The sequence below is a fragment of the Candidatus Obscuribacterales bacterium genome, assembly GCA_036703605.1.
Taxonomy (GTDB): Bacteria; Cyanobacteriota; Cyanobacteriia; order RECH01; family RECH01; genus RECH01.
The window spans coordinates 21,829-27,828 of the sequence record DATNRH010000272.1; the positions used below are offsets into that span (position 1 = coordinate 21,829).

Below are 6,000 nucleotides of genomic sequence, written 5' to 3' on the forward strand. Positions count from 1 at the left end.
CCAAATCCAGCCCTATCGGCAACCAGCTAAACAGCTAAAAACACCCGGACACAGGCCCCATTCCTGTCCCCATCACGGGCTTTAGATGGATCAACCACGCTTAATCCATCCAAGCCTTGGTGAAAAACACGCCAGTCGTCTAGCGCCTGCTGCAACCACTTGGCTGGGAGATCAGCCCCAAATGGTTTCAAGGTCAACGGAACGACGAGGGAACAACGGTTTAGACTAGGGAAACGGGGCTCTTGTTAGATGCTGTTGCGGATAGGCCGTTAAACTTTTATGGATTTAGACCAACAAATTCAAACGCTAGTTGACCAAGCTCCTAAGGATGGTCAGACACCTGCTGTGGTAGAGGCGATCGCGCCTGTACTGAAGCAGCTTGCTCAACGACTCAAGCGATCTGAGTATTACGTATTGCAGACCCTGGATCAAAATTGGGTTATCACAACCCTGAGTAGCCGAAATGAACCCAGTGTGGAGAAAAAGGTGATTTACGCATTCCCAACGTTGAATGATGCTGCGAATGCCCCATTTGCCTTTAAGAACCCACAATTGATGGCATTTCCCACTCCTGTTATCCATATTCTGTTCCAAGTTGCATCAATGAAAACCGTAGATAGCACAGTTTTTTTTGAAGAACCTGGCAATCTCTCAACTGGTACAGAAATCCGCCAGTCAGATCTACAAACCTTGGTTCAGGCCCAATTACAGCAATGGAAAAATGCCCAAATCATACCGCCAGATCTGGCGTGAGGAGTGGGCTAGAGGCATATGAGAAACTACGAACGGATAGACTAACTGTCGGGCTCTGCGCAATCTAAAGGTCGCGAACCAGAGTAGTACACCCTCTCTTACCTATGTAGCCATATCGTCTGAGTTCACCGTGAAACTACGGGGGCATCCGTAAAACTACGTTGAGCGTCGAAGCGATCGCCCTCTTAAACTGCCATGGATTAGATCATCAGCGACCCGGCACCGCCATCATGGTTATCTTAAAGCGATCGTCAAGCGATCGTCGCCTTAATGGCACCGTCTTAATACAGGCGTCGTAATACATAGTCTCCCAAGCTTGTCAGAGCTTGACGTTCGTCGGAAGCCGGCAGGCATTCTAAATGCTGGACTGCGGTTTGGGCATGGTGGGCGGCCAAGTCTCGCGATCGCTGAATGCCTTCGCTAGCCACCACAAGGGCGATCGCTTGGTCTAGATCACCTTCCTGGGCAAACTCACGTTCGATCAGCGTCTCTAAATAGGGTTTTTCTTCAATAGCATAGAGCACCGGAGCCGTCAGATTGCCGCTCTTCAGGTCAGAGCCAGCCGGCTTGCCAAGGGAATCTGCAGAGCCTGTAAAGTCGAGAATGTCATCCACGATTTGAAACGCCAGTCCTAAATGGCGGCCATAGTTATAGAAGTCATCAGCCCAAGCGGCAGACACCTCGCTCAGCACCGCCGCTGCCTTGGCACTGTTGGCAATCAAAGACGCGGTTTTGTAATAGCTCTTTTCTAAATAAGCGTCTAGGGACAGATCGGCCTCAAAGCGATTCAGCCCTTGACGAATTTCGCCCTCCGCCAAATCCATAATCACCTGCGACAGCAGTTTCACCACCTCAAGATTGTCTAGGTTCGCCAAATACCAAGACGACTGGGCAAACAAGAAGTCGCCAGCCAAAACCGCTATGCGATTCCCAAAACTGCTGTGTACCGTAGGAATACCGCGCCGCACCTCCGATTCATCCACCACATCATCATGAACCAGGCTGGCGGTGTGAATCATCTCAGTGATTTCGGCAAGGCGGCGATGGCGAGGGGTAATGCATCCATCTGCTGCAGAGGCCCGCGAGAGGAGCAGAACAATAGCAGGCCTCACACGCTTCCCAGATGCCCCAAATAAATGCTCTGCGGCCGCGTATAAAATTGGATGACGCGCACCAACCAACTGCTTCAAGTTCTCAGAAAGCAAACTCAGATCGGCTTCGACGGGGGAAAAGAGAGAAAGCGCTGAGGTCATGGGTAGGCTGAACCTGACTTTAGGTTACGAAATTTTACATATTCTATCCTCATTCTAAGTCAACGCTCCGGGTTGTAAATGATCTAGCTGCGATCGCCTTAGGGGTGCGATCGCTGAAGGGGTTGCCAGACCAAGTCTTTCCGTGAGCCACGATGTCTGAGTTGTCCCTTAGGATCCCTAACGGTCTCCCAGCAAACAACGAATGCTGTCCCTTAGATCTTTCGATGATGCAGATTCAGGTGCTAGCGATCGCCCATCCAGCCCTATCTTCCTAGCAAACGATCGCTCCCCATTCAAAGCCTCCTACTCTCCCAAGCGATTGCCCTTGCCTATTCTCCCCTCCCAAGCTCACGGACTCCAGACCAGGAAGCATCACCCTAAGGCTCTTCATAACCCTTGGAGCAAGAATCGGTAAACCAACGCTTGTACGTCCCATATCATCCTCAGTACCCAACCCATTCCCGAGGTTTTAGCGCATTCTAATCCGCGAGTCATTCAAGAGCGCTAACCGTCTGCCCGACATAGATCGCCATCAGCAACTGGCCAGCACTTTACTAGTACTTTGGTACCAAAACACTCACTTATCACACCTCCGTATTTATACGCATCCGTTCTGGGATCTCATCACTCGTAGAACCCTGTGCAAAATCGACAAAATCCTGAACAGATGTCTTGTTCGAGGTTTGTATCTTTTTGTAAAGTGACATGAAAAAGAGTCCTAGATCAACGGAGATCCTGTGTTAACCTAATAAGTAAGGATTCAAAAGCTTTATACCAGTGTTAGGTCGAGCTACCCAAAACTTATGGGACTGATAAATTGCTGAAGACATTTGTCTAGCAGTTTGTTTGTACCGATGCAGTTCCGTTGTAGCTTTGATGGCTGGAGCCTCAAAAAGATGAAGAAGACGCATACTCTCCCTGGCATGAGCTGGTGAGCCGTATTTGCGCAGGTTTCGACCCACTTTATCGGTCTGGGCGATCGCCTAGGTACTGGATATACATAGCATTAAGAACCTTGGGCGTTGTTGCTGTTGATCAGTCCACGCCTGCTTTTGCATATTCGTAAAACCTATTTTCCACCTATGTCTTCTGGGCGTGGGTTGCTTTCCTGCTTCTGAACTCCTCTGACGCTACCGGGCTACTGCTATGACTTACAACAGTGTTCCTCTCATCATCCCTGCCCTAGCAGCGGGGTATCTTTTGGCTATCTATTTGCTCTTGCGTTTGGTCAGCCGCCTTCGCGCTTAGGTTGCGCCGAGAGCGATCGCTCTCCTTCCGCTATGTCATCTCAAGCATTTGCAACCTCAGGCATTCACGGATCATGTCTAGTCATCATCCGGTGCCATAGAGGTCAAGTTGCCTTGAGCCAATAGCGTTCATCCTGGCTATCGAAGGAAACCCAGGCGAGCCATGGTTTGCGCATCGATGGTTTGGTCAATGAACTCAGTGATTTCTCATTAAAAACTCATGCATCGGGTTGCAGGCAGTGGCACGCTGAAGCTAGGGAAACGAACACAAGGGAACCATAATCCCGGGTGTACAGATACTGCCCTGACTTAGCTTGTATTCAGCAGCGGACTCTCAGATGCAACCAAAGGGTAGCTTGGCAAAGCCGATCATAATCTTGATCGGAGTTGGTGTCGGTCTTGGGCTATTGCTCCACACACCACTTGGAGCCTTGCTAGACTACCATGCCTTGGTGCATCAGTTGAATCATCTGGGCCGTTGGGCAGTTTTACTCTTTATTACAGGACATATTCTCGCAGCAGTCTTCTCTATTCCTGGAACCGTGCTGGTGATTGCGGGCGGGGCCATTTTTGGGGTCTGGTGGGGTACGGTGTGGTCAGTGATGGGCGCAACGTTGGGGGCGATCGCTGCCTTTTTGGTCGCGCGTCATCTTCTAAGAGATCGACTGATGCGACGAGTCGGTCACCATCCGCTGCTCACCTGGTTTGATCGACTCAGCGATCGCCAAGCCCTCTCCTGCGTTTTAGCCATTCGCTTCACGCCGATTTCTCCCTTTTGCCTCGTGAACTTTCTTCTGGGGTTAACACCACTGTCCCTCAAGCCCTACGCCTTTGGCACGCTCATTGGCATCATTCCCGGCACCCTCGCCTACACCTGGCTGGGCGTGACAGGATACACAGCCTTGGAGGGTGGCAGTGTACGCCCCTTTGCTGCGGCCTTAGTGGGTCTAGCCGGTTTATCCCTATTGCCCCTCTGGATGCAGCGCCGAGGCTCTGCACCACGCTGAGGCAAGCTACCCCACTCTGGCCTTACAATGCCCATTGGGCGATCGCATCACGGCATAGTCTAGGACTGTTCGAGCAATCCCCACTGTTGTGTTTGGGTAGAGGCATTCAGCAATGACCGTACAAGCTCCAATTCCCGTAATCGTAAATGGCGCAGCCGGCAAAATGGGGCGCGAAGTCATTAAGGCGATCGCCCAAGCCGACGACATGACCCTCATCGGTGCTATTGACCGCAATCCTAGCCTCACAGGGCAAGATGTAGGCGAGGTCGCAGGCTGCGGTGCGCTAGAAATCCCCATCCTGCCAGATATGGAGGCCACCTGTGCCATGGCAGCTCAGGAAAAGCAACTGCCGGTGATGGTTGATTTCACCCATCCCAAGTCGGTGTATGAGAATGTGCGGGCAGCGATCGCCTACGGAGTGCGGCCCGTTGTGGGCACCACGGGGCTATCGGATCAGCAGTTGCAGGATCTGGCCGACTTTGCCGATAAGGCCAGCACCGGCTGCTTGGTCATCCCCAACTTTTCCATTGGCATGGTTCTGCTGCAACAGGCCGCCATCCAAGCCTCGAAATATTTCGACCACGTCGAGATTTTAGAACTACATCACGACCAAAAAGCCGATGCCCCTAGCGGCACAGCCATTAAAACGGCTCAAATGTTGGCAGAACTCGGTAAATCCTACAATCCCCCTAAGGTTACGGAAACCGAAACTATTGCTGGCGCACGCGGAGGCGTCACTGACGAAAATATTCGCATTCACAGTATTCGCCTACCGGGTTTAATTGCTCATCAAGAAGTCATGTTTGGCGCACCAGGACAGATTTATACCCTGCGTCACGACACCAGCGATCGCGTCTGCTATATGCCCGGTGTTTTGCTAGCAATTCGTGCCGTCACTCAACTTAAATCCCTGGTTTATGGGTTAGAAAAAATCCTCTAACACCACGATAAATGAGCGGTCAATTTATTCTAGATGCAGCTTTATTCCATCACCATGAATAGCCGTAGACCGATCATCAAACAAAAAAAATGCCTGACCTCATAAGCCCCCAAGGTCAGGCATGAATTGAATTAGAGAAGCTTTCCAGTTGAGTTGCAATAACCTAAATGCCCCCTGGTTATTGCTTCGCTTGGTGCGTTCTCCAGATTTGAATCTATTCTCTATCGGATAGCGGTGAAAAGCGTCCCAACTTCTACCGAACTTCAGGCTTCTAAACGTCTCAACCTCATCCATAAACCCGTATATTCACTCTATTTTCTTCCTATATGTTGAGAGATCAAAAAACTCTCGCCAAGGAAAAATAGATAGGAGCGATCGCCCCCTAAAAGCGCCAGCAGATCGGAGGTCACAAGAGGTCACAAGAACACAGCATCCACAACAGGCCCACCCATAGACAACATCTCAGAGCCTAAGCTGGCGGATCCAGCCCAGCCGGACTGGACAAAGCCCTGGTGAACCGCTTCAAGATGGCGGCAACTCATACTGGTCAACAATGCGCTTGGCATAGTCTGGCACGTGGGCCTCCAATTTCTCAGGATGCTGGCGCTTGGTGTAGAGATAGTTGCGGGTGAAGTGGGAATCGATGGAGAAGCGGGCATATTCCAACCCCTTCGGGCCAATGCGCTCAATCACCACGCCCATCAGCTTCGCCGCCCACATGGGCAAGGTGACGCCCTTATCGTAGGCGGGGATACTTTGCTGCACCGCAGCGCGGCGATCGCCCTGGGACATCACTGGCT

At 51.3% G+C, this 6,000-nt stretch carries 5 protein-coding genes; 3 read left to right on the top strand and 2 right to left on the bottom strand.

Annotation, left to right across the window (positions count from 1 at the left end):
• The first annotated feature begins 279 nt into the window (after positions 1-279).
• Positions 280-753 (top strand): hypothetical protein, encoded by a 474-nt coding sequence (locus V6D20_05750; GenBank protein ID HEY9815289.1) that lies wholly within the window; start codon positions 280-282, stop codon positions 751-753.
• Positions 754-1,034: 281 nt separating this feature from the next.
• Here V6D20_05750 and sds read toward each other — a convergent pair whose 3' ends face one another.
• Positions 1,035-2,006, bottom strand: a complete 972-nt coding sequence (gene sds, locus V6D20_05755) for a solanesyl diphosphate synthase (protein HEY9815290.1) — start codon at positions 2,004-2,006, stop codon at positions 1,035-1,037.
• 1,624 nt (positions 2,007-3,630) lie between these two features.
• On the opposite strand from sds, the gene V6D20_05760 reads away from it, so the two are divergent.
• Entirely contained in the window at positions 3,631-4,260 is a 630-nt protein-coding gene (locus V6D20_05760; protein ID HEY9815291.1) for a TVP38/TMEM64 family protein, read from the top strand.
• Positions 4,261-4,372: 112 nt separating this feature from the next.
• Positions 4,373-5,200, top strand: a complete 828-nt coding sequence (dapB, locus tag V6D20_05765) for a 4-hydroxy-tetrahydrodipicolinate reductase (GenBank protein ID HEY9815292.1) — start codon at positions 4,373-4,375, stop codon at positions 5,198-5,200.
• Positions 5,201-5,722: 522 nt separating this feature from the next.
• On the opposite strand, the gene V6D20_05770 is transcribed toward dapB, so the two are convergent.
• The coding region (locus V6D20_05770; protein HEY9815293.1) for a hypothetical protein at positions 5,723-6,000 on the bottom strand (278 nt) is incomplete at its 5' end.

Bases quoted from the DNA above. Each gene is read 5' to 3' on its own strand.
- sds (HEY9815290.1), bottom strand. From the start codon at position 2,006: ATGACCTCAGCGCTTTCTCTCTTTTCCCCCGTCGAAGCCGATCTGAGT.
- V6D20_05750 (HEY9815289.1), top strand. From the start codon at position 280: ATGGATTTAGACCAACAAATTCAAACGCTAGTTGACCAAGCTCCTAAG.
- dapB (HEY9815292.1), top strand. From the start codon at position 4,373: ATGACCGTACAAGCTCCAATTCCCGTAATCGTAAATGGCGCAGCCGGC.